Source organism: uncultured Desulfobulbus sp., assembly GCF_963662935.2.
Lineage (GTDB): Bacteria > Desulfobacterota > Desulfobulbia > Desulfobulbales > Desulfobulbaceae > Desulfobulbus.
The window spans coordinates 2,569,693-2,586,635 of sequence record NZ_CAXXTL010000002.1 but is presented as its reverse complement, the minus strand read 5'-3'; the positions used below and the strand labels follow the sequence as shown (position 1 = coordinate 2,586,635).

Annotated in this window: 32 protein-coding genes; all 32 read right to left on the bottom strand. The window is 42.0% G+C overall.

Annotated features, from left to right (window positions below):
- Positions 1-53: 53 nt before the first annotated feature.
- Positions 54-830: a 30S ribosomal protein S2 gene (gene rpsB, locus ACHZCX_RS15785; protein WP_319588740.1), complete on the bottom strand. Its 777-nt coding sequence runs from the start codon at positions 828-830 to the stop codon at positions 54-56.
- A 228-nt stretch (positions 831-1,058) separates the two neighbouring features.
- Positions 1,059-1,820 (bottom strand): YkgJ family cysteine cluster protein, encoded by a 762-nt coding sequence (locus ACHZCX_RS15780; RefSeq protein WP_319588154.1) that lies wholly within the window; start codon positions 1,818-1,820, stop codon positions 1,059-1,061.
- An 81-nt stretch (positions 1,821-1,901) separates the two neighbouring features.
- Positions 1,902-2,297 carry a 50S ribosomal protein L17 gene (gene rplQ / locus ACHZCX_RS15775; RefSeq protein WP_319588153.1) on the bottom strand — a complete coding sequence of 132 codons (396 nt, stop codon included), beginning with the start codon at positions 2,295-2,297 and terminating at the stop codon, positions 1,902-1,904.
- Between the two features lie 52 nt (positions 2,298-2,349).
- Positions 2,350-3,390: a DNA-directed RNA polymerase subunit alpha gene (locus tag ACHZCX_RS15770; RefSeq protein WP_319588152.1), complete on the bottom strand. Its 1,041-nt coding sequence runs from the start codon at positions 3,388-3,390 to the stop codon at positions 2,350-2,352.
- A gap of 20 nt (positions 3,391-3,410) precedes the next feature.
- Positions 3,411-4,040 (bottom strand): 30S ribosomal protein S4, encoded by a 630-nt coding sequence (gene rpsD / locus ACHZCX_RS15765; protein ID WP_319588151.1) that lies wholly within the window; start codon positions 4,038-4,040, stop codon positions 3,411-3,413.
- 69 nt (positions 4,041-4,109) lie between these two features.
- On the bottom strand, positions 4,110-4,508 hold the full coding sequence (gene rpsK, locus ACHZCX_RS15760) for a 30S ribosomal protein S11 (RefSeq protein ID WP_319588150.1): 399 nt from the start codon (positions 4,506-4,508) through the stop codon (positions 4,110-4,112).
- A 52-nt stretch (positions 4,509-4,560) separates the two neighbouring features.
- A complete protein-coding gene (gene rpsM / locus ACHZCX_RS15755; RefSeq protein ID WP_319588149.1) occupies positions 4,561-4,929 on the bottom strand; it encodes a 30S ribosomal protein S13 in 369 nt (122 codons plus the stop codon).
- Positions 4,930-4,977: 48 nt separating this feature from the next.
- Positions 4,978-5,091, bottom strand: a complete 114-nt coding sequence (gene rpmJ / locus ACHZCX_RS15750; protein ID WP_319588148.1) for a 50S ribosomal protein L36 — start codon at positions 5,089-5,091, stop codon at positions 4,978-4,980.
- Positions 5,092-5,113: 22 nt separating this feature from the next.
- Positions 5,114-5,350 carry a translation initiation factor IF-1 gene (gene infA / locus ACHZCX_RS15745; RefSeq protein ID WP_319588147.1) on the bottom strand — a complete coding sequence of 79 codons (237 nt, stop codon included), beginning with the start codon at positions 5,348-5,350 and terminating at the stop codon, positions 5,114-5,116.
- A 93-nt stretch (positions 5,351-5,443) separates the two neighbouring features.
- Entirely contained in the window at positions 5,444-6,229 is a 786-nt protein-coding gene (gene map / locus ACHZCX_RS15740; protein WP_319588146.1) for a type I methionyl aminopeptidase, read from the bottom strand.
- A 7-nt stretch (positions 6,230-6,236) separates the two neighbouring features.
- Entirely contained in the window at positions 6,237-7,541 is a 1,305-nt protein-coding gene (secY, locus tag ACHZCX_RS15735) for a preprotein translocase subunit SecY (protein ID WP_319588145.1), read from the bottom strand.
- A gap of 3 nt (positions 7,542-7,544) precedes the next feature.
- Positions 7,545-7,982: a 50S ribosomal protein L15 gene (rplO, locus tag ACHZCX_RS15730; RefSeq protein ID WP_319588144.1), complete on the bottom strand. Its 438-nt coding sequence runs from the start codon at positions 7,980-7,982 to the stop codon at positions 7,545-7,547.
- Positions 7,983-7,984: 2 nt separating this feature from the next.
- Complete coding sequence (gene rpmD / locus ACHZCX_RS15725; protein WP_319588143.1) at positions 7,985-8,164, bottom strand: 50S ribosomal protein L30; 180 nt, start codon at positions 8,162-8,164, stop codon at positions 7,985-7,987.
- A gap of 25 nt (positions 8,165-8,189) precedes the next feature.
- Positions 8,190-8,702 carry a 30S ribosomal protein S5 gene (gene rpsE, locus ACHZCX_RS15720; protein WP_394708800.1) on the bottom strand — a complete coding sequence of 171 codons (513 nt, stop codon included), beginning with the start codon at positions 8,700-8,702 and terminating at the stop codon, positions 8,190-8,192.
- A gap of 48 nt (positions 8,703-8,750) precedes the next feature.
- Entirely contained in the window at positions 8,751-9,116 is a 366-nt protein-coding gene (rplR, locus tag ACHZCX_RS15715) for a 50S ribosomal protein L18 (protein ID WP_319588142.1), read from the bottom strand.
- Positions 9,117-9,139: 23 nt separating this feature from the next.
- Positions 9,140-9,682 carry a 50S ribosomal protein L6 gene (gene rplF / locus ACHZCX_RS15710; RefSeq protein WP_319588141.1) on the bottom strand — a complete coding sequence of 181 codons (543 nt, stop codon included), beginning with the start codon at positions 9,680-9,682 and terminating at the stop codon, positions 9,140-9,142.
- A gap of 34 nt (positions 9,683-9,716) precedes the next feature.
- The gene (rpsH, locus tag ACHZCX_RS15705; protein ID WP_319588140.1) at positions 9,717-10,115 is read right to left on the bottom strand and encodes a 30S ribosomal protein S8; all 399 of its coding nucleotides are present in this window, start codon (positions 10,113-10,115) and stop codon (positions 9,717-9,719) included.
- Positions 10,116-10,171: 56 nt separating this feature from the next.
- Positions 10,172-10,357 (bottom strand): type Z 30S ribosomal protein S14, encoded by a 186-nt coding sequence (locus ACHZCX_RS15700; protein ID WP_319588139.1) that lies wholly within the window; start codon positions 10,355-10,357, stop codon positions 10,172-10,174.
- 36 nt (positions 10,358-10,393) lie between these two features.
- The gene (gene rplE / locus ACHZCX_RS15695; protein ID WP_319588138.1) at positions 10,394-10,936 is read right to left on the bottom strand and encodes a 50S ribosomal protein L5; all 543 of its coding nucleotides are present in this window, start codon (positions 10,934-10,936) and stop codon (positions 10,394-10,396) included.
- Between the two features lie 27 nt (positions 10,937-10,963).
- A complete protein-coding gene (gene rplX, locus ACHZCX_RS15690; RefSeq protein ID WP_319588137.1) occupies positions 10,964-11,299 on the bottom strand; it encodes a 50S ribosomal protein L24 in 336 nt (111 codons plus the stop codon).
- 37 nt (positions 11,300-11,336) lie between these two features.
- Positions 11,337-11,705 (bottom strand): 50S ribosomal protein L14, encoded by a 369-nt coding sequence (gene rplN, locus ACHZCX_RS15685; protein ID WP_319588136.1) that lies wholly within the window; start codon positions 11,703-11,705, stop codon positions 11,337-11,339.
- A gap of 67 nt (positions 11,706-11,772) precedes the next feature.
- Entirely contained in the window at positions 11,773-12,030 is a 258-nt protein-coding gene (gene rpsQ / locus ACHZCX_RS15680; protein WP_394708799.1) for a 30S ribosomal protein S17, read from the bottom strand.
- Positions 12,031-12,048: 18 nt separating this feature from the next.
- Complete coding sequence (gene rpmC, locus ACHZCX_RS15675; RefSeq protein ID WP_319588135.1) at positions 12,049-12,255, bottom strand: 50S ribosomal protein L29; 207 nt, start codon at positions 12,253-12,255, stop codon at positions 12,049-12,051.
- On the bottom strand, positions 12,252-12,668 hold the full coding sequence (gene rplP, locus ACHZCX_RS15670) for a 50S ribosomal protein L16 (protein WP_319588134.1): 417 nt from the start codon (positions 12,666-12,668) through the stop codon (positions 12,252-12,254). Before rplP ends, rpmC begins: the two co-directional genes overlap by 4 nt.
- A 47-nt stretch (positions 12,669-12,715) precedes the next feature.
- A complete protein-coding gene (rpsC, locus tag ACHZCX_RS15665; protein ID WP_319588133.1) occupies positions 12,716-13,381 on the bottom strand; it encodes a 30S ribosomal protein S3 in 666 nt (221 codons plus the stop codon).
- Between the two features lie 54 nt (positions 13,382-13,435).
- Positions 13,436-13,768: a 50S ribosomal protein L22 gene (gene rplV / locus ACHZCX_RS15660; RefSeq protein WP_319588132.1), complete on the bottom strand. Its 333-nt coding sequence runs from the start codon at positions 13,766-13,768 to the stop codon at positions 13,436-13,438.
- A 43-nt stretch (positions 13,769-13,811) separates the two neighbouring features.
- On the bottom strand, positions 13,812-14,084 hold the full coding sequence (gene rpsS / locus ACHZCX_RS15655; RefSeq protein WP_319588131.1) for a 30S ribosomal protein S19: 273 nt from the start codon (positions 14,082-14,084) through the stop codon (positions 13,812-13,814).
- An 18-nt stretch (positions 14,085-14,102) separates the two neighbouring features.
- A complete protein-coding gene (gene rplB / locus ACHZCX_RS15650; RefSeq protein WP_319588130.1) occupies positions 14,103-14,924 on the bottom strand; it encodes a 50S ribosomal protein L2 in 822 nt (273 codons plus the stop codon).
- A 50-nt stretch (positions 14,925-14,974) separates the two neighbouring features.
- Positions 14,975-15,265, bottom strand: coding sequence for a 50S ribosomal protein L23 (locus tag ACHZCX_RS15645; protein ID WP_319588129.1), 291 nt, complete (start codon positions 15,263-15,265; stop codon positions 14,975-14,977).
- Entirely contained in the window at positions 15,262-15,885 is a 624-nt protein-coding gene (gene rplD, locus ACHZCX_RS15640) for a 50S ribosomal protein L4 (protein WP_319588128.1), read from the bottom strand. Before rplD ends, ACHZCX_RS15645 begins: the two co-directional genes overlap by 4 nt.
- A gap of 29 nt (positions 15,886-15,914) precedes the next feature.
- Positions 15,915-16,547 (bottom strand): 50S ribosomal protein L3, encoded by a 633-nt coding sequence (gene rplC / locus ACHZCX_RS15635; protein WP_319588127.1) that lies wholly within the window; start codon positions 16,545-16,547, stop codon positions 15,915-15,917.
- Positions 16,548-16,625: 78 nt separating this feature from the next.
- Positions 16,626-16,937 carry a 30S ribosomal protein S10 gene (gene rpsJ / locus ACHZCX_RS15630; RefSeq protein ID WP_028319801.1) on the bottom strand — a complete coding sequence of 104 codons (312 nt, stop codon included), beginning with the start codon at positions 16,935-16,937 and terminating at the stop codon, positions 16,626-16,628.
- Between the last annotated feature and the right edge of the window lie 6 nt (positions 16,938-16,943).

Below are 16,943 nucleotides of genomic sequence, written 5' to 3'. Positions count from 1 at the left end.
TTTTTTGTCGGTTCAAATCCAAAACGGTTTTCGTCGCAAAGCAACGACACCCCTTATTCTTCGTCCACTTTTGCCGCCAATTCCTCTCCCGCACCTGCAACCATGGCGGCTTCCAAGTCATCGACATTGGGCTCAGCTTCTTCGCCCCGACGAGCCTTGCCTTCAAGGACGGCTTCTGCCATCATGGAAGATATCAACTTGATGGCGCGAATGGCATCATCATTCCCGGGAATAACGAAATCAATACCATCAGGGTCGCAGTTGGTGTCGGTCAGCGCGATAACCGGAATACCGAGTTTATTGGCCTCACCGACTCCAATGTCTTCTTTTTTAGGATCAACGACAAAAAGAATATCCGGTAGACTCCGCATGTTCTTGATGCCTCCGATATTCCGATCAAGTTTGATTCTTTCTTTCTCCATCTGCAGAATTTCTTTCTTCGGAAAACGGTTGATCGATCCGTCGGCTTGCATAGCCTCAATTTTTTTCAGTCGATCGACAGAATGTTTAATTGTTTGAAAGTTGGTCAACATGCCACCAAGCCATCGGTGATTGATGAAATACATGCCGCAACGTTCGGCTTCTTCCTTGACAATGACTTGCCCTTGCCGTTTTGTGCAGACAAAAAGAACCGTTCCGCCATTGGTAATGGCATCCACCATGGAACTGTAAGCTTTTCTGAACAATTTCATGGTAATGTCAAGATTGACAATATAAATGCCATTCCGAGGTCCATAAATGTAGGGTTTCATTTTGGGATTCCATCGCCTGGTTTGATGTCCAAAGTGAAGGCCTGCCTCGAGCATTTGCCGCATTGTGACTGATGCCATACTTATCTCCTGTATTATTTTGGTTTTTCCTCCATCCCGCAAGCCAATTCCAAGAAAGAATGGAACACCAAAGAGCTATCGAAGGGATGTGTGTATTTAGGGTACAGGCAAAAAAAACCTCGCCCCAAGTATAACAAAACAGATTATACTATCACGCCAAGTTAATAATTTCAAGTTTAGCTTACTCCAGCCAACTTTCTCCTCAAAAATTTTAGGGAGTAAAAAATATCATTTTTTTATAATTCTCTTCCGCCCACCCAAAATGTATTCAAGCCAATCGAATCCAAATCGGAGCAGTGCACCATCGTCCTTCTGGATACGTCGACGTTCATCTTTGTTCAGCTTAAAGTTATTTAATAAATTGTGCTTTTCTGTATAGGAACGAAAATCATCCACATTGTAGCATACCATAAAAGCAAGCTGTTGCATCGCACCCGTTGTCCCCTCACCTGCCCATGGATTGGTAGCAAAAAAAGCATCAAGCTCAGCCCAAAAATCATTATATTGGTTGCATTCATGGAGCATTTGATCACGTTCCCATTGATCGATGGAATAATGTCGTGCTTCAAAATGGCCTTTACAATATGGATGCTGAGTCATGAAATAATGTACTTTTAATTCACGGTTATTGCCTATATGTTCAACTCCACGTTCAAGTGGATAAGTGCGACAAGCTGATGGACGATTTTTGTAAACCGAACATCCCACTTCTCCAAGAAAAGGACACGAGAGATCATCCTGGCGCATGTTTAACTCAAGTCCAGGGAAGAAAGGGTGGCTCCCTTTACAAATATGAGTGTAGTTGCGTAAAAAAACAGCGGAATGAAGATTGAGATGATTCTTAAGCAAAACGATATCATAAGGAAATAACAGCATGTCAACCTTCTGACAGCACGAAAGATAACAACTTACCCCAGGGTGACAATGAAACTGGAACGTGCCACCTTCAATCTTCGTGCGATCAGGGGGCAGAATTTGCGCAAAATCCATCTTAACTCTTTCGATGAAAGTTAAAAAAAAAAGCTGGCATGAATATTCATGCCAGCTTGTTTGTAATAGTATAAAAGGACTTTATTGGTCTTGTTCCGCCTTAACCTCGCTCACAATTTCCTTATAATCGACCAATTCGAGAATTGCCATAGGCGCGGCATCACCCAATCGTGAACCAGTCCGGATAATCCGTGTGTAGCCACCTTTTCTCTCGGCATACTGGCTGCTCAATTGATCGAAAAGCTTAGCTACAATATTTTTTGACCGAATGTAGGACATTGCTTGACGCCGAGCGTGAAGATCTCCTCTTTTTCCTAAGGTGATCATCTGTTCGGTTACCCGTCGAGCTTCCTTAGCTTTAGGCACTGTAGTAACGATTCGTTCTTGGTCGAGTAACGAAGTTACCATATTCCTCAACATGGCATCACGATGTGAAGATGTACGGCCAAGTCTACGGCCAGCTTTTCTATGTCTCATGGTCTATCCTTTGGTCTTTAGCAAGAATTGTCCTTTAGCAAGGAATACAAGCCTACTCTTCAATTTTCTCTTCACGTTTTTCGGGGAAAACCCATCCGTCGTACTTCATCCCCAAAGTGAGATTGTGTTCTGAAAGTAAAGCTTTAATTTCATTTAATGATTTACGACCGAAATTCTTGGTCTTCAACATTTCAGCATCAGTTTTATTAACAAGCTGACCGATGTATTGGATTTGAGCGTTTTTCAAACAGTTAGCAGATCGTACCGATAGCTCAAGGTCCTCGACATTTTTATCAAGAAAAGGAGGATACGCTTTACCATCTTCATCATTATCTGAATTATCAGGAGCTTTAGCAATTTCTTCGTTGAAATTGATAAAAATGGTCATTTGCTCTTTCAAGATTTTCGCGGCATATGCAAGAGCATTTTGCGGTTCTACGCTTCCGTCGGTTTCAATCTCAATCGTGAGACGGTCATAATCTGTTTGCTGTCCAACTCGAGCCTGGCTAATAACATATTGTACACAAATGATAGGTGAAAACGCCGAATCAATAGGAATGACACCAATCGGTTGCCCTTCTTTTTTATTGAACTCTGCGGGAACGTACCCTTTTCCCCAATGAACCTCTAACTCAGCACGAAAAGTAGTTTCACTTGTAATCGTACAGATAACGAGATCAGGATTCATAACTTCAACGTATGCGCCACCGTTAATGTCCCCTGCGAGAACTTCTCCTGGACCTATTTTTTCAATGGTGACGGTACGAGATTCCGGCCCGTTCAATTTCAGTCGTACTTGTTTTAGGTTAAGGATAATCTCAGCCACATCTTCATGAACACCGTCTATTGTTGTGAATTCATGTAGCGCGTCATTCAATCTGACGGATGTTATAGCAGCCCCTCGAATCGAGGAGAGCATAATCCGACGCAGAGAGTTTCCAATAGTTGTAGCGAATCCTCTTTCCAAAGGCTGGCAAACGAATTTACCGTAACGACTGGTAAGTGAGCCCTCATTGACTTCCAGCTTTTCCGGAGCTATAAGGGTGTGCCAGTTATTGTAAAAGGGATTTTCATCCCGGATTTCCTGTGCCATGCAATACCTAACTATAAAAGTTACTTAGAATACAGCTCTACAATGAGTTGTTCCTGAATTGGCATCGTTATTTCATCACGGTTTGGCAATGCTTTAACAACACATTGAAATTTAGTCTGGTCAAATTCTAACCAACTCGGTAATCCTCTGCGGGCTGCCCCTTCAAGATTGTCAGTTATCACGGCATTTTTCCGATTTTTTTCTTTCAAAAAAATGATATCCCCTGGTTTCACTTGATAGGAGGGTATGTTAATTTTTTTCCCGTTCAATGTGAAAAGATCATGTCGAACCATCTGACGTGCTTGATCTCGAGAACTTGCAAAACCTGCTCTATAAAGAGCGTTGTCGAGCCGACGCTCAAGCATAATGAGAAGAATTTCACCTGTCACGCCCTTAGCCCTTTCGGCTTTCTCAAAGTATCGCCGAAATTGAGCTTCAAGCATTCCGTACATTTGCTTGACTTTTTGTTTTTCACGGAGCTGGACAGCGTAATCTGAAACTTTACGAAATTTATTCTGCCCATGTTGCCCAGGGGCAAATGAACGTCTTTCGAAAGCGCATTTATCAGAGTAGCAACGGTCGCCCTTAAGAAACATTTTCAGATTTTCACGCCTGCAAAGCCTGCATGATGCTCCAGTATATCTAGCCAACTTTTACCTCCAAATAATTGTCTTGGGTCACTAGCAAGACATAAATAACGAATTATGACAGAGTAAAACTTAGACCCTTCTTCTTTTGGGGGGCTTACATCCATTGTGTGGAAGTGGGGTGACATCTACAATTCGGCTTACATCCAAATCAACTGTCGTTAAGGCACGCAATGCAGCTTCCCGCCCAGGCCCTGGTCCCTTTACTCGCACTTCAACCTTGCGCAACCCATGCTCTTTAGCTTTAGCCACAGCATCACTCAAAGCATTTTGAGCAGCAAAGGGGGTAGATTTCCTTGAACCCTTAAAACCTAGAACACCTGCACTAGCCCAAGACAAAGTATTTCCTTGGCGATCAGTAACGGTAACAACCGTATTATTGAAGGTAGAGTAAATAAAAACAATCCCTTCCGGAACGTTCTTTTTATCTTTTTTCTTAACTTTTACGTTAACTTTGCCGGCTTTTGCCATAAATGCTCCTGATTACCTGTAGCCAAATAACATTATATTAATAACCTGTTGTTCATTTTTTCCGAACAGCTGCCCCACGTCGTGGACCTTTTCGGGTTCGGGCGTTTGTTTTCGTTCGTTGCCCCCTGACAGGCAGTCCTCTTCTGTGTCTTCGCCCTCGATAGCATCCGAGATCCATGAGCCGTTTGATGTCCATAGAGACTTCACGTCTCCGGTCACCTTCGACCACGTAGTCATTTTCAATGACGGTTCGGACTCTATTAACATCCTCTACACTTAGGTCATCACTGTTCATCTGATAAGGAAGATCAGCCTTGTCGAGAATTTGGCGCGCAGTTGTCAAACCAATTCCGTAAATATATGTCAGCGCTCGTTCCATGTGTTTATTGCGTGGTAAATCCACACCAGCTATACGTGCCAAATTTGTGCTCCTTTTTTCAGAAAATTGCTAGAATTTCAAAAAGACCTGTTAACCTTGACGTTGCTTGTGCTTTTTATTGACACAAGAAACCCTAACAACCCCTTTTCGCTTTAAAATCTTGCATTCACTGCATATTTTCTTGACAGATGACCGAACTTTCATATCATGCCCCAGACAGTATAATTTATTTTTTCCCTTTTCCGCCCTTGGCGCGAAAAGTAACCCTTCCCCGTGTTAAATCGTAAGGAGACAATTCAACAGTCACACGATCACCAGGGAGGATTTTAATATAATGCATACGCATCTTTCCGGATATATGCGCAAGTACCTTATGCCCATTGTCCAATTCCACCTGAAACATAGCATTGGGTAACGGCTCAACAATAGTACCTTCTACTTCAATAGCCTCTTCTTTCGACATTTTTCAAAACACCCCGATTCGATCGAATAAAAACGTAAATTATATCGAATTACATTTTGTTTTTCAAGCTTTATTATTATCTATCCAAGAAAGCTAACAAAGAGAAATCTGTTTACTGAGAATTCTTGGCCCGTGTGAAGTGATGGCTACTGAGTGTTCAAAATGGGCCGATGGCTTTCGATCCGCAGTCACAACCGTCCATTGGTCCTTCATGACATTTACCTTTGCTACCCCAAAATTAACCATCGGTTCAATCGCAAGGACCATTCCCTCCAAGATTCGGGGAGAAGCCTGCCTTTGAACATAGTTAGGTATTTCAGGTGGTTCGTGAAGGTTTGAACCAATACCATGTCCAACAAATTGACGAACAACTGAAAAACCATGCTCTTCGGTATATTGCTGAATGGCCCGAGAAACATCAGAAATTCTATTCCCTACCTTTGCCTGCTCTATCCCTTTATCGAGTGCTGTTTTGGTAACCTCTATTAATTGAGCTATCCGAGTATCTATTGGTCCAATAGCTACTGTTATAGCTGCATCTCCGTAAAAACCTTTATAGCGAGTCCCAAAGTCAAGAGAAATAATATCGCCTGGGCGAAGAATCTTTTTCTTTGAAGGTATACCGTGGACAACTTCTTCGTTCACAGAGGCACAAAGGCTTGCAGGAAAACCTTTATACCCTTTAAAGGCGGGCTGAGCATCATGCTCATAACAATATTCTTCGGCTAAACAATCAAGCTCAAAAGTTGATATACCTTCTAATATTTTTGATTCGAGCAAACTAAGAACACCAGCAACTATCTGGTTTGCCTGAAACATCAGTTCAATTTCTTCAGGCGATTTTATCGTAATTGCCTTATCGTAATGGTCACTGGCCACAACTGTATCAACGCCTACCTTTAATCCGACCAGCTTTCATAAACCCATCATAGTTGCGCATAATGAGATGGGATTCAATCTGTGAAATGGTGTCTATGGCGACACCTACTACAATTAGTAACGCTGTACCTCCAAAATAGAACGGTACATTGAGTTTTTGTATAAGAAGTGTAGGCATAATACAGACAACGCTTAAATACAGAGCGCCTATAACCGTCAGCCGCACTAGGGCTTTGTCAAGAAATTCTGCCGTTTTTTTACCGGGACGGATTCCGGGTATAAACCCACCATTCTTCTTTAAATTTTCGGCGACTTCATCAGGTTTAAAAGTAACAGCAGTGTAAAAAAAACAGAAAAACACAACCATCCCAACGTACATGATGTAGTAATAAACAGTTCCTGGTGAGAGAGCTGCTGAAACCTGCTGTACCCAGTCGATTTTAATAAAGGAGCCAATGGTCGCAGGAAACATCATTATTGAAGAGGCAAAAATGGGAGGTATAACTCCTGACACATTGATTTTTAAAGGCAGATGGGAAGATTGGCCCCCATATACTCGTCTACCAACAACTCTTTTAGCATATTGAATGGGAATTCGTCGCTGCGACGTTTCAATAAAAATTATGAAACCCACGACGAAGAACATCATAATTACAATGACTGGCAAGAAAATCAATGAAAGTTCGCCGGATCTGATAAGTTCAACGGTATTCATTACTGCAGCAGGCATTCTCGCGACGATCCCGGAAAAAATGATCATGGAAATCCCATTCCCGATCCCGCGTTCGGTCATTTGTTCACCAAGCCACATGATAAATGCAGTTCCGGATGTCAAGGTAAGAACAGTCATCAGTTTAAACTGAAGACTAGGATCTATAACAATAGGAACTCCATTAGGGCTCGTCATTCCCTCTAAGCCCGTGGCAATAAAGAAGCCTTGAATAATGGAAAGAACCACTGTTCCATAGCGAGTGTATTTGGTAATTGTTCTTCTGCCCGTTTCACCTTCTTTTGACAAGGATTCGAGTTGAGGAACGACAACGGTAAGCAATTGTATAATAATCGAGGCAGAGATATAAGGCATGATGCCCAATGCAAATATCGAGAAATTCTCCAACGCACCGCCGGAGAACATGTTAAACATGCCAAATAATGTACTCGCATTTTTTTCAAAAAAAGCAGCCAGAGCCTCTCCATTTATACCTGGGGTGGGTATTTGCACCCCCATTCTGTAGACTAAAAGCATCAAGAGAGTGAAAATCACTCTCTTGCGTAACTCTGGTATACTGGCAGCGCTGACTAGACCGCTCATCCGTTATGCCTCAATTGTCCCACCAGCAGCAATAATTTTTTCTTTTGCGCCTTGGCTAATTTTCTCAATTTTGATTGTAAGGGGCTTGGTAACCTCACCATTGGCCAATACTTTTACAGGTCCATCCTTTTTTATAAAACCTGCAATCACAATAGCCGCATAGTCTACAACAGTTCCCGTTTCAAAAGTATTGAGTTGATCGAGAGATATCAAGTTATAGACTTTTTTGAATATATTAGTAAATCCTCTTTTGGGAAGGCGACGATGTAGTGGCATCTGTCCGCCTTCAAAACCTGGCCTGGCACTATAACCAGATCGTGCGCGAGCACCTTTATGGCCCCTTGCAGCTGTTTTTCCATTGCCACTGCCTGGTCCACGCCCAACTCTTTTTTTATCTTTCCGAGCACCTTCACTCGGAGTGAGATTATTTAATGTGAGCATAGTTACTCCTCCACTTTTACTAGGTGCTGCACCTTTGCTAACATACCGCGCAACTCAGGTGTATTTTTTTTGGTTATAGTTTTATGCATCTTAGTGAGCCCTAGTCCAATCAAGGTAGCACGAATAGCCTTGGGGCTACCAATGTAGCTTTTCACCTGAGAGTATGTGATGATCTCATTCATTTTATATCTTCCCTTTATGAGATGCTTAAGCAACCATCTCTTCGACCTTTAGATTACGCAATTTTGCAATCTGTTCGGCGGTTCTCAGTTTTCTCAACCCGGCCATGGTGGCTTTTACTAAATTGTGTGGATTATTAGAACCAAGGCATTTGGTGAGAATATTTTGAACACCAGCAGCTTCAAGAACAGCGCGCACAGCACCACCGGCAATAACACCTGTACCGTCAGATGCTGGTCTGAGCATGACACTTCCGGATTTAAATTTACCTATGATATCATGAGGAATTGAAACTGCGGTTAAGGATACATTTTGCATATCCTTACGCGCTTGTTCAATTCCTTTACGTATCGCCTCAGGTACCTGGTTTGCTTTGCCAAGCCCGTAGCCAACTTTGCCATTACCGTCTCCGACAACAACAATGGCGCTAAAACTGAACCGCCTACCGCCTTTAACAACTTTAGCAACACGGTTGATAAAAACAATTTTTTCGATGAGCTCTTCCTGAATCCCTTCTTTCGCTCGTTTAAATTCAGCCAAGAAACACCCCCGTTCGATATATTGAATCGATTAAACTTTAGAATATAATTAGAACTGTAAGCCGCCTTCGCGTGCCCCTTCGGATAATGCCTTTACTCTACCATGGTAAATATAACCGCCTCGATCAAAAACAACCTTTTCAATTCCAGCTATTTTTGCTTTCTCAGCAATCAGAAGACCAATTCTCTTTGCCTGCTCACATTTACCGTTGAGCTCAGTACAATCGAAATTTTTATCTTCAGTTGACATGGCAACAAGAGTTTTGTGTTGCATATCATCAATGATTTGTACGTAGATATGCTTATTACTTCGATAAACACTCATACGGGGTCTTTCTGTAGTTCCGAAGATTTTGACCCGGATTCTTTGGACCCTTTTTTTTCTTGCTGTAACTTTTGGATTAGTTTTAGCCATGGTTGACCACTTTAGTGATTAAGTTATTTTTTACCGCCAGCTTTGCCTACCTTTCTAACGATATGCTCATCGAAATATCGTATTCCTTTCCCTTTATAAGGTTCTGGTTTTCGAATGTCTCTTATTTTTGCTGCTGTCAACCCTACAAGTTCTTTGTCAACCCCCTGTACGGTGATTGAATTGTCTTTTTCGACAGTAGCAAATATTCCACTAGGAAGAGGAAAACTGACAGGACTAGAGTAACCAACACTCAAAGAAAGGGTTTGATCGGCGATGTTTGCTCGATATCCAACACCTTCAACCATAAGTTTTTTTGAGAATCCCTGATCAACTCCAGCAATCATATTGCTAATAAGTGAGCGAGTCATACCCCAAAAAGCCATGACCCGTTTACTGGTTCCTTTAGGCGAACAAACAAGAAAACTTTCTTCTTGTTTGATATCTATCTCAGGTCGGATATTTCGTTCCAGCACACCCTTATTTCCTGAAACCTTAATATGCGTCCCCTGTATTTCAACCTTCACACCCTTGGGTACGGGTATAGGCTGTTTACCTATTCTGGACATTCCATTCTCCTATTTTCGAAGATACTTATCTGTTTCACCAGACTTCGCAAAGCAGTTCACCGCCAATATTCAGCTGCCGAGCTTCTCTATCTGTGATAACACCTTGAGAAGTAGTTAAAATTGCTACTCCGAGTCCGTTCATCACTTTGGGAATTTTATTGCTTGGTTTATATCGTCGGCAACCAGGTTTACTAACCCGTTTGATTCCAGTAATTACACGCTCGTTATTGGCGCCATATTTCAGATCTATCTTCAGAGTACCTTGAGGTCCATCTTCAAGGATATGATATTCTGCTATATAGCCTTCCTTCTGAAGTACCTTGGCTACGCTGACCTTAAGTTTTGACAGTGGCATTTCGATTGTAGAAAAATGCGCCTTTGTAGCATTTCTGATTCTTGTTAACATATCTGCTAACGGGTCACTCATGGACATTGAACGTTCCTCATATTGGAGAATAAAAGCTTAGCAAAAAGTAATGCGATGAGCTGTCACCAACTAGATTTTGTAACGCCAGTAATTTCGCCTTTGGAAGCAAGCTTACGAAAACATAATCTGCATAGGCCAAATTTGCGGTAAAAAGCCCTTGATCGACCGCATAAAGGGCATCGGTTGTAGGCGCGAACAGAAAACTTAGGTTTGCGCCCGGCCTTGGCAATAAGCGATTTTTTTGCCACAGAATCCTCCTGTTACAGATATTAAAAATATGACTATTATTTCTTCTTAAAGGGCATTCCGATGGCGTCCAGTAAAGCCCGAGCATTTTCGTCAGTTTTTGCCGAAGTCACTATAGTAATATTAAACCCACGAATTTGGTCTATTTTATCGTAATCAATTTCGGGAAATATAATATGTTCCGTAATACCCATGGAAAAATTACCCCGCCCGTCAAAGCCTTTGCCAGATACCCCGCGAAAGTCCCTGACTCGCGGTAAGGCGACATTTATTAGTTTTGAGAGAAAATCGTACATCCGGTCTTTACGAAGCGTTACTCGGGCTCCGATAGGCATTCCGGCGCGCAGTTTAAAAGTGGCGATGGATTTTTTAGCCTTTGTTACCACTGCTTTTTGGCCTGATATCATGGTGAGTTCTTGTGCAGCTTTTTCAACTATCTTAGGATTCTGAACCGCATCTCCGAGTCCCATATTCAAGACGACTTTTTCTATTTTTGGGATATCCATAACATTTGAAATCCCTAATTGTTTCTGAAGTGTTAATTTCAGTTCGTTCTCGTATTGTTCTTTCAGTGTGGTCATTTCTTGCTCCGTAAGCAGGCAATGCTACTATTTTGCTGATTCAATTGTTGCTTTACATTTTTTGCACATGCGAACCTTCGTTCCATCTTCCAACAATTTTTTTCCGACTCTTACTGTTTCGGAGCATTCAGGGCAGACGAGCATCACATTTGAAATATGTAATCCTGCTTCTCTTTCTATAATTTGCCCTGACTGAGTAGCTTCAGTTGCCTTTTGATGCTTTTTTATCAAATTTATTCGCTCAACTATTAATCGATTGTTTGCATTTTCAATTCGTAAAATCTTACCTACACGTCCTTTATCTTTCCCGGCTATAACTTCAACTTTATCATTGACCCGGAGATTAGCATGTCCTTGGCGCATTTTTTAAATCCTCAGTCGCTTTGTTATATATTGATTATTATAGCACTTCAGGAGCTAGAGATATTATTTTCATAAATCCGAGTGAACGAAGTTCTCGAGCTATCGGTCCGAAAATACGAGTGCCTATCGGTTCGCCGTTATTTGCTAGCAGAACAGCTGCATTTTCGTCGAATTTAACAGTTGTATCTTCGGGTCGCCTTATCGATTTAGCTGTACGTACTACAACAGCGTTCAGTACATCACCCTTCTTGACCTTTGCATGCGGGATGGCTTCTTTAACTGTGACGACAATAATGTCTCCTATACTCGCATAGCGTTTTCGGGTTCCGCCCAACACTCGTATACATAGTATTTTTTTAGCACCGGAGTTATCGGCAACATTCAAAATGGTTTCTGTTTGGATCATGACATCACCCGATTATCTTCTCTATTCGTATCGTTGAGCGTTCGCTAGTCTACTACTAGGGGGGAAATTACGCGGCGCGTTCTATAATGTTGCGTACAAGCCATCGCTTTCTTTTGGATAAAGGTCTACATTCTTCAATCAGAACTAAATCACCGATTTGACACTGATTTAAAACGTCATGCGCCATATATTTTACCTGTTGTCGAATATATTTCCCATAGAGTTTATGGGGAATAATTCGTTCCACAACCACAACTACGCTCTTATCCATTTTATTGCTAACAACAAAACCTTGTCGCGTTTTCTTGACTTGATCGCTCATCATTTTATCCAGAAACAGTAATTAATGGTTAGGCAAAGTAGTTTTATTTATTTCAGTAAGTACGGTTTGAATTCTAGCTATATCCTTTTTTAACAACCCAATTTTAGAAGGATTTTCAAGCCGTCGAATACCGTGTTTAAAGCGTAACTTAAAAAGATCTTCACGTGTTTCAGAATTTTTCTTATGAAGTTCTTCGACAGAGAGGCTTCTGAGTTCTTTTACTTTCATATCATTTTACTCTTGCTAACAACAGTAGTAGGAAAAGGTAACTTAAAGCTCGCAAGTCTCAAAGCTTCGAGTGCCAAATCTTCAGGTACACCTTTTAGTTCATACAAAATTCTTCCAGGCTTGATGGTCGCTACCCAATATTCCGGGGCACCTTTGCCTTTACCCATGCGAGTCTCAGCAGGTTTCTTAGTAATGGGTTTATCTGGAAAGACGCGTATCCATAATTGACCACCACGCTTAACCTTTCTATTGATGGCTATACGAGCGGCTTCTATTTGTTGGGCGGTCATACGACCACACCCAGTAGCTTTCAGCGCAAAATCTCCAAAGGCAAGATCGGAGCCACGGTATGCTTCACCGCGCATCCTTCCTTTAAATTGTTTTCTATGTTTAACTTTGCGAGGACTTAACATAATTTCTAACTCCTAGTGAAAATCGCCAATGGAAATATAATCGCAGATCAATGATTCTGAGAAATCTGTTCGCTTGAAGAATCAGCGTCCGCAAGAATTTCACCTTTAAAAATCCAGACTTTTACACCGATTATTCCGTAGGTTGTTTTGGCTTCAGCGGTTCCATAATCGATATCGGCTCTGAGCGTATGCAGAGGAACTCTGCCTTCCTTAAACCATTCCGTGCGGGACATCTCGGCACCGCCTAATCGCCCTGAGCAGGATATTTTGATTCCCTGTACTCCAAAGCGAAGAGCAGAATTGATCGATTTCTTCATGGCCCGTCTAAAAGCTATTCTCCTTTCGAGTTGCGTAGCGATACTCTCCGCAACGAGTTGAGCATCAGCTTCTGGACGTCGCACTTCTTGGATATCAATGAAACAAGTGCGCTTAAACTTTTGCTCAAGCTCCTTCTTTAATCCTTCAATTTCAGTGCCTTTTTTCCCTATGACTATCCCAGGGCGAGCGGTATACAGTTTTATCTTGATCTTGTCACCGGTTCTTTCAATAACAACCCTTGAAACACCTGCGTGATAAAGTTTCTGTTTTAAAAATTTCCGTATAAGTTGATCCTGATGAAGATTTTTTGCATAATCCTTGTCAGCATACCAAATGGATTCCCAAGATCGCGTGATATTAAGCCGCAGTCCAATGGGATTGACTTTTTGTCCCAAGATAATCCTCCGTTCCCTATCTACAGGTAATCTCAAAATGAATGATAGTTTTGATCACGCTTCAGCGACCACTACTGTAATGTGGCTCGTTCTCTTTAAAATACGAGTAGCTCGCCCCATAGCCCGAGGGCTAAATCGTTTAAGCATAGGGCCTCCATCAATAGTAATCTCCTTAACAAAGAGCGTATCAACATCGATAGATTCCTTCTGATCGGCGTTTGCTACAGCAGATTCCAACACTTTACGTATGATCCTAGCAGCTTTTTTGGGCATAAAACGTAAAGTAGTAACCGCTTTTTCGGCATTCATACCACGAATGACATCTGCAACAAGACGTGCTTTTTGTGGAGAAATACGAATATATTTTGCGACGGCTTTTGTTTCCATCGTTTCACTCCTGAGGGTGACCTGCAGTATAATTTATTATAGTCTATTTGCCTTTTTTATCTGAGGCATGACCATAGTATGTTCTTGTCGGTGAGAATTCACCCAATTTATGCCCAACCATGTTTTCAGTTACATAAACAGGAATGAATTTATTACCATTATGAACTGCAAAGGTTAACCCAACCATTTCTGGCAGAATGTCTGACCGACGAGACCAAGTTTTGATGACTTTACGAGCTCCTGTCTCCTGAGCCTGCTCAACCTTTTTCATCAAATGTCCATCGACAAAAGGGCCTTTTTTTATAGATCTGGCCATAAGTATGTTCTCCTTTTACTAACTCCGCTTGTTGACTATGTCACGGTCAGAGGTTTTCCGTTTTCTTGTTTTAAAACCCTTAGAAGGCATGCCCCATGGTGAGCAAGGGTGACGGCCACCTGAGCTTTTGCCCTCACCGCCGCCCATTGGATGGTCAACGGGGTTCATGGCTACACCTCGGACCGAAGGACGAACACCTTTCCATCTGGCGCGACCAGCTTTACCAAGTTTTTGACTTGCATGCTCAGGGTTTCCTACCTGTCCAATGCAGGCTCTGCATTCTTTATTAAATTTTCGCACTTCCCCTGAAGGCAGTTTAACGAGTACCTGATTTCCATCTTTAGCCATCAATTGAGCTGCAGCGCCAGCGGAGCGGACTAATTGCGCTCCTTTGCCGATTTTCATTTCGATGTTATGAATAACTGTTCCTAATGGAATGTTAATCATGGGGAGACAGTTGCCAAGCTTAATGTCCACCCCTGCCCCTGCGACGACTATATCGCCAACAGTCAGGCCATTGGGTGAAAGAATGTAGGTTTTTTCACCGTCAGCATAGGTAAGCAGTGCCAGGTTAGCTGAACGATTGGGATCATACTCGATAGCTTTTACAGTAGCGGGTATACCTATTTTATTTCGCTTCCAGTCGACTATTCTATACTTACGTTTATGACCGCCGCCTTTGTGCCTCGCAGTAATCCGTCCGTAAGTATTACGTCCACCAGTTTTTTTAAGGGTAGCAACCAGACTTTTTTCAGGCTCTTTATCAGTCAAAAATGCCTGTTGAACAGATACGTGGTGCCGCTTTCCTGGTGATGTTGGCTTGTGGATTTTGATAGACATTGCAATTCCTATAATCTAATCTCTGCTGATGTAAATCGGTAAATTATGGATTAAAGCTCGTCGAGGAAATTTATTTTTCCCTCTGCTAGGGTGATATACGCTTTTTTCCAATCACTCGTTCTACCAGTGGATTTGGCACCTACTCGTTTCTGTTTTCCAAGTATATTAGTCGTTGTAACTTTTGATACCGTTACATTAAATAGACTTTCAACTGCTTTTTTTATTTCAATTTTATTAGCTCTCGGATCTACCTCAAAGATAACCTTATTTTGTGTCTCCTGGAGGATATTTCCTTTTTCAGTCAAGCAAGGACTTTTAATCACGTCATATATTGCTTTCATGCCATCAACCTCTCTTCAATTTTAGCTAGGCTCGATTGAATCAGCATCAATTTAGAGTGCTTAAGAATGTCATAAACATTCAGTCCTGCGACTGACAAAACCTTATAGCCAACAGCATTTCTCGCCGAAATAGAGATTTTATCATCAATCTCACTTGTGATTAGTAAACAATTGTCAAACTTAAAATTACTCATCACTCCTACAAAACCTTTAGTTTTGATTTCAGGGAGTTCGAAAGAATCAACAATTACAAGATTGCCTTCTTGATTACGCGCACTAAGTGCCATTTTCAAAGCGAGCCGTTTGACTTTTTTAGGCATTGAGTAGCTGTAATCTCGTGGTTTAGGGCCAAAAACAGTGCCGCCACCGCGCCAAACTGGAGACGTCCGGCTTCCAGCTCGAGCACGGCCGGTTCCTTTCTGTCGCCACGGTTTTGCACCTCCGCCACTCACCTCGCCTCTCGTTTTTGTACACGCACTACCACTGCGGCGATTTGCTCTCTGCATGCATACAACTTCATGCAGAATTCCTGTTTTAATTTCAACATTGAACAATGAATCGTTCAAGTCGATTTCGCCGACTTTTTCGGCTCGTGTATTTAAGACATCACAAACTGCCATGAGAATCTCCTTAAAAGCAGTCCTGGCGATTATGCTTTTGTAAAAATATTAAGTATCCCGTTTTTTGCGCCTGGAATCGTTCCATGCACAAGCAAAACGTTCTCGTCTATTCTAACATCAATGACCTTAAGATTTTTCAGCGTCACCAGGTCATTCCCCATTCTTCCAGGCATTTTTTTGCCTTTCAATACCCGTGAAGGCCATGCACTGCAGCCAATGGAGCCAGGAGCACGGTGGAAGTTAGAACCATGACTTGCCCCACCACCTGAGAAACCATAACGCTTTATGACACCCTGAAACCCTCTCCCCTTACTCATTCCTGAAATATCGATGAGATCACCAATGGTTAAAATCTCAGCAAGGGTAATTTTCTGGCCAACTTCATAGGATTCAGGATCGTTCACTCTGAATTCTTTAATATGGTAAAAACCGACACCCCCTGAACGTTTAAAATGTCCGGCCTCAGGTTTATTTAGCCTCGATTCTCTTTTCTCAAGAAAACCGATCTGAATAGCATTGTACCCTTCCTTTCCCACCGTCTTTTTCTGCAGTATCGTACATGGTCCAGCTTCAATAACGGTTACTGGAATCGCCCGACCATTTTCATCGTAAACGCGGGTCATTCCGACTTTCCGTCCTAATATTCCTTTTGTATTCGGCATTTTTCTACCTGAATTCAATTCTTAATCACTAGATGTGATTATTAGTTTATCAAACACCCATTCATCAACAGTCGTCAATTACGGGAGTTTAATCTCAACGTCGACGCCGGCAGATAACTCAAGTTTCATGAGCGAATCGATTGTTTGCTGAGTAGGTTCAAGTATGTCTAGCAAACGTCGATGGGTCCTCATCTCAAATTGTTCTCGAGATTTTTTATCAACATGCGGAGATCGCAGCACCGTGTATTTATTTATACTTGTGGGAAGCGGAATAGGTCCAACAATGGTCGCCCCAGTCCTTCTCGCGGTATCGACTATTTCCTTGGTGGAGAGATCAAGAAGTTTATGATCATATCCTTTCAACCTTATACGAATTTTATCAGTAGGAATCATCAT

What these genes read in the sequence shown, in the direction of transcription:
- rplQ (WP_319588153.1), bottom strand. Translation starts at nt 2,297, where the DNA reads ATGAGACATAGAAAAGCTGGCCGTAGACTTGGCCGTACATCTTCACAT.
- ACHZCX_RS15770 (WP_319588152.1), bottom strand. Translation starts at nt 3,390, where the DNA reads ATGGCACAGGAAATCCGGGATGAAAATCCCTTTTACAATAACTGGCAC.
- rpsS (WP_319588131.1), bottom strand. Translation starts at nt 14,084, where the DNA reads ATGGCCAGATCTATAAAAAAAGGCCCTTTTGTCGATGGACATTTGATG.
- rplC (WP_319588127.1), bottom strand. Translation starts at nt 16,547, where the DNA reads ATGCCGAATACAAAAGGAATATTAGGACGGAAAGTCGGAATGACCCGC.
- rplF (WP_319588141.1), bottom strand. Translation starts at nt 9,682, where the DNA reads ATGTCCAGAATAGGTAAACAGCCTATACCCGTACCCAAGGGTGTGAAG.
- ACHZCX_RS15780 (WP_319588154.1), bottom strand. Translation starts at nt 1,820, where the DNA reads ATGGATTTTGCGCAAATTCTGCCCCCTGATCGCACGAAGATTGAAGGT.
- rplE (WP_319588138.1), bottom strand. Translation starts at nt 10,936, where the DNA reads ATGACCACACTGAAAGAACAATACGAGAACGAACTGAAATTAACACTT.
- rplX (WP_319588137.1), bottom strand. Translation starts at nt 11,299, where the DNA reads ATGCGCCAAGGACATGCTAATCTCCGGGTCAATGATAAAGTTGAAGTT.
- rplN (WP_319588136.1), bottom strand. Translation starts at nt 11,705, where the DNA reads ATGATCCAAACAGAAACCATTTTGAATGTTGCCGATAACTCCGGTGCT.
- rplP (WP_319588134.1), bottom strand. Translation starts at nt 12,668, where the DNA reads ATGTTAAGTCCTCGCAAAGTTAAACATAGAAAACAATTTAAAGGAAGG.
- rplR (WP_319588142.1), bottom strand. Translation starts at nt 9,116, where the DNA reads ATGGCTAAAACTAATCCAAAAGTTACAGCAAGAAAAAAAAGGGTCCAA.
- rpsQ (WP_394708799.1), bottom strand. Translation starts at nt 12,030, where the DNA reads ATGATGAGCGATCAAGTCAAGAAAACGCGACAAGGTTTTGTTGTTAGC.
- rplD (WP_319588128.1), bottom strand. Translation starts at nt 15,885, where the DNA reads ATGGCAGTTTGTGATGTCTTAAATACACGAGCCGAAAAAGTCGGCGAA.
- secY (WP_319588145.1), bottom strand. Translation starts at nt 7,541, where the DNA reads ATGAGCGGTCTAGTCAGCGCTGCCAGTATACCAGAGTTACGCAAGAGA.
- rpsB (WP_319588740.1), bottom strand. Translation starts at nt 830, where the DNA reads ATGGCATCAGTCACAATGCGGCAAATGCTCGAGGCAGGCCTTCACTTT.
- rpsK (WP_319588150.1), bottom strand. Translation starts at nt 4,508, where the DNA reads ATGGCAAAAGCCGGCAAAGTTAACGTAAAAGTTAAGAAAAAAGATAAA.
- ACHZCX_RS15645 (WP_319588129.1), bottom strand. Translation starts at nt 15,265, where the DNA reads ATGAAAGCAATATATGACGTGATTAAAAGTCCTTGCTTGACTGAAAAA.
- rpmC (WP_319588135.1), bottom strand. Translation starts at nt 12,255, where the DNA reads ATGAAAGTAAAAGAACTCAGAAGCCTCTCTGTCGAAGAACTTCATAAG.
- rplB (WP_319588130.1), bottom strand. Translation starts at nt 14,924, where the DNA reads ATGTCTATCAAAATCCACAAGCCAACATCACCAGGAAAGCGGCACCAC.
- infA (WP_319588147.1), bottom strand. Translation starts at nt 5,350, where the DNA reads ATGTCGAAAGAAGAGGCTATTGAAGTAGAAGGTACTATTGTTGAGCCG.
- rplV (WP_319588132.1), bottom strand. Translation starts at nt 13,768, where the DNA reads ATGGAAACAAAAGCCGTCGCAAAATATATTCGTATTTCTCCACAAAAA.
- rpsH (WP_319588140.1), bottom strand. Translation starts at nt 10,115, where the DNA reads ATGTCCATGAGTGACCCGTTAGCAGATATGTTAACAAGAATCAGAAAT.
- rplO (WP_319588144.1), bottom strand. Translation starts at nt 7,982, where the DNA reads ATGCTCACATTAAATAATCTCACTCCGAGTGAAGGTGCTCGGAAAGAT.
- rpmJ (WP_319588148.1), bottom strand. Translation starts at nt 5,091, where the DNA reads ATGAAAGTTCGGTCATCTGTCAAGAAAATATGCAGTGAATGCAAGATT.
- rpmD (WP_319588143.1), bottom strand. Translation starts at nt 8,164, where the DNA reads ATGAATGAGATCATCACATACTCTCAGGTGAAAAGCTACATTGGTAGC.